Genomic DNA, 2,569 nt, shown 5'->3' on the forward strand with positions numbered 1-2,569 from the left:
CGCGCCGCCCCTGCGCCGCCAGGCGGTCGGCCCGCTCGTTGCCGACCTCGCCCGTGTGCCCCCGGACCCAGGTCCAGCGCACGTCGCGGCGCGCGGCGAGGGCGTCGAGCTCCTGCATCAGCTCCACGTTCTTCACGGGCCCGGTCGAGGTGCGCCAGCCCTTGGCCTTCCAGCCGCGCATCCACTCGGTCACCGACTTGATGACGTACTGGCTGTCACAGCGCATCTCGATCTGCGCGCCGTCCGTGAAATGTTGCAGCGCGCGGATCGCCGCCGTCAGCTCCATGCGGTTGTTGGTGGTGGCCCGCTCGCCCCCGCAGAGTTCGATCCGGCCGCTCTCGGCCTCGATCACGACGCCCCAGCCCCCGGGGCCGGGATTGGGGTCACATCCGCCGTCGGCATAGACGATGGTTCGCATGGATCTCGCTTCGGACTGTTCACGACGCGCCGCCCATAACACGGTCGGGCACCCCGCCGGCACCCGTTTCAGGCGCGGGCGGGATCGATGCGGTAGCGGATCGGCTTGAACGCGTTGTTGTTGGATTGCAGCGCCGAGCAGGCGGTCAGCCCGACGACGAGGTCGCATTCCGCCTCGAAGGTGACGTGGTCGCCGGCCCGGCTCAGGGGCGGCTCGACCTTCAGTTCGCCGGTGCCCCCGTCGACGGTGACGTTCATGAACACGTTGAAGGCCACCGGAATCCGGTCGGGCGCGACGCCGTAGGGCGCCAGTGCGGCCGCGAGATTGCCGAAGCAGCCGCGATGCGGGTGCGTGTCGCCGTAGATGATCCGGAAGGTGTCGGCCGAGCACGGGGTCAGCAGGAAGTCGTGGCGCCCCACCGTATCTTCGACGATACGCAGAAGCACGTTCGAGCGGTTGGAATAGATCGGGTCGCCGGTCGTCAGATAGATCCGGCTGGCGTAATCGAGGGTCCGGCCCGACGAGATCACCTCGTCGAGGTCGCCGCGCACGAAGGCGAGAAGGTCGGCCACCTGCTCGCCCTGCGGGTCGATCACGGTGAGGCGCTCGCCCTTGTCGAGAGTGAAGGCGACGCCGGAGCGCGGCGCGATTTCGTGCGTGACGGTCTCAGGCGGCATGGCTGAAAATCTGCACGAGACGTCGACCCCGGATCACGCCCCTGGCAGCGGCGCTCCGGCGAGAACCGTGGCCGTGAAGCGGAGTTCCCGCCGCATGGCCGCACGATTCGCCGGAGTCCCGATTGCGCTGGTGTCGGCGGGCCTCACTCTCGATCCGGCGGCAGTCCGAACCTTCGCCGGATTCGGGCATTGAACCGAGGACCAGAGGCAGGGCCGCAAACCCATGACGACGCAACCATGACCGGCCGACAGGGCGCCACGCGCTTCGCCAGAGGCGCCTTGCGGGCGTTGCGCCTTCTGGCAAAGCCCGTGCGGCGTTCGCAGGGTAAGGCCGGGACTGTGATCGAGACCTATCGCGGCTACGGCTCGCGCGACGAGGTCTTCCTGATCGGTCGGGTCTTTCGCCAGTCGCAGCGGAGCGCGACGGCCGTAAACGAGGGCTGGGCGGCGGAACTGCGCGACATCCGCCGGCGCATCACCCGCCGCTCGGTGGCGGGCGCGGTGCTGACCGCGCGGTTCTTCGGCTGCACGGAAGAGGTGGTGACCGACCGCGATGGGTATTTTCGCGTCCACCTGCATCCGCGTCTGCCCGCCCCGCCGGAAGCCTCCTGGCACACGATGGACCTCGATCTCGCCGGGCCCGAGCCCGTGCACGCCAAGGGCCAGGTGTTCATTCCCTCGGCGCAGTGCCGGCGCGTGATCATCAGCGACATCGACGACACGATCATGCGAACGGGCGTCGCCAACAAGCTCAAGATGCTCTGGCGCCTGTTCGTGGAGGATGCCGAAAACCGGGTCGCCTTCCCGGGTGCCGCTGCCCTGTACCGGGCGCTCTACGCCGGACCGTGCGGCGGGGAGGGCAACCCCATGCTCTACGTTTCGCGTGCCCCTTGGGGCATCTACGACATGCTGAGCGAATTCTTCACGATGCACCGGATCCCCGTCGGGCCGGTGATGTTCCTGCGCGAGTGGGGCCTGTCCTGGAAGAGCCCGCTGCCGCGCCGGGCGGAGGACCACAAGCGCGACCTGATCGAGCGCATGCTGTCGCTCTACCACGACCTGCCCTTCGTCCTCATCGGCGATAGCGGCCAGCACGACCCCGAGGTCTACGGGCAGGTGGTCGCCGCGCATCCCGGCCGGGTGGTGGCGGTCTATATCCGCAACGTCTCCCACGATGCGAGCCGGATCAGTGAGATCGCCAAGCTCGCCGAGGCCGTGGAGGCGGCGGGCAGCAGCTTGGTTCTGGCTGCCGACAGTCTCGCCATGGCCGAGCACGCCGCCGAGCACGGGCTGATCGATCGCAACGCGGTGGCGGAGGTGGCGCGGGAATGGAGCGCCGACGGCACTGCTCCGCGGACTCGCCGTCATGCCGGTCGTACCCAGGCTCGCGCCCTGCGAAAGGTTCTCGGTGAGACAGGCGCGACGCCGCCGAACGTCATCGTCGAGCCGCGGCGGCACGATCCGCCCGCCCTAT

At 69.1% G+C, this 2,569-nt stretch carries 3 protein-coding genes; 1 reads left to right on the forward strand and 2 read right to left on the reverse strand.

Going from position 1 to position 2,569, the window contains the following annotated elements; translation table 11 throughout:
• A partial coding sequence (gene rnhA, locus JWQ05_RS07390) for a ribonuclease HI (protein WP_299656875.1) occupies positions 1–418 on the reverse strand: 418 nt, incomplete at its 3' end.
• Positions 419–486: 68 nt separating this feature from the next.
• On the reverse strand, positions 487–1,095 hold the full coding sequence (locus tag JWQ05_RS07395) for an urea carboxylase-associated family protein (protein ID WP_299656877.1): 609 nt from the start codon (positions 1,093–1,095) through the stop codon (positions 487–489).
• A gap of 237 nt (positions 1,096–1,332) precedes the next feature.
• Between JWQ05_RS07395 and JWQ05_RS07400 the strand changes: the two genes are divergently transcribed.
• A partial coding sequence (locus tag JWQ05_RS07400) for an App1 family protein (RefSeq protein ID WP_299656880.1) occupies positions 1,333–2,569 on the forward strand: 1,237 nt, incomplete at its 3' end.

It is taken from the genome of Methylobacterium sp., assembly GCF_028290105.1.
In the GTDB taxonomy this organism is placed as follows: domain Bacteria; phylum Pseudomonadota; class Alphaproteobacteria; order Rhizobiales; family Beijerinckiaceae; genus Methylobacterium.

What these genes read in the sequence shown, in the direction of transcription:
- JWQ05_RS07395 (WP_299656877.1), bottom strand. Translation starts at nt 1,095, where the DNA reads ATGCCGCCTGAGACCGTCACGCACGAAATCGCGCCGCGCTCCGGCGTC.